The following is a 648-nucleotide window of genomic DNA, read 5'->3' on the forward strand; positions in this document are numbered from 1 at the left end:
ACTTCTACGTGTGGAACGACGACGACGAGAAGTACCCGGACGCCCGCATCATCTTCGTCGACACCGAGCAGTCGAACTGGACCTACGACCCGGTGCGCGGCCAGTACTACTGGCACCGGTTCTTCTCACACCAGCCCGACCTGAACTACGACAACCCGGACGTCCAGGACGCGATGCTGGAGAACCTCCGCTTCTGGCTCGACCTCGGCATCGACGGCTTCCGCCTCGACGCCGTCCCCTACCTCTACGCCCGCGAGGGCACCAACTGCGAGAACCTCCCCGAGACGCACGCGTACCTCAAGCGCGTCCGCGCCGAGGTCGACCGGCTCTACCCCGACCGGGTCCTGCTCGCCGAGGCCAACCAGTGGCCCGCGGACGTCGTCGAGTACTTCGGCGACCCCGTCACCGGGGGCGACGAGTGCCATATGGCGTTCCACTTTCCCGTCATGCCGCGCATCTTCATGGCCGTCCGGCGGGAGCAGCGGTATCCGATTTCGGAGATCATGGCGCAAACCCCGAAAATCCCCGAGAACTGCCAGTGGGGCATCTTCCTGCGCAACCACGACGAGCTGACGCTCGAGATGGTCACCGACGAAGAGCGCGACTACATGTACGCCGAATACGCCAAAGACCCGCGCATGAAAGCCA

The 648-nt window shown here is 64.5% G+C and carries 1 protein-coding gene; it reads left to right on the top strand.

The genetic code is table 11. The annotated features are described in order from the left end of the window. Positions 1-648, top strand: a 648-nt coding sequence (locus tag DMH08_RS39765) for an alpha-amylase family glycosyl hydrolase (RefSeq protein WP_267898605.1), incomplete at both ends; no start/stop codon positions are given.

Origin of the sequence: Actinomadura sp. WAC 06369 (genome assembly GCF_003947565.1) — a bacterium.
Taxonomy (GTDB): Bacteria; Actinomycetota; Actinomycetes; order Streptosporangiales; family Streptosporangiaceae; genus Spirillospora; species Spirillospora rifamycini.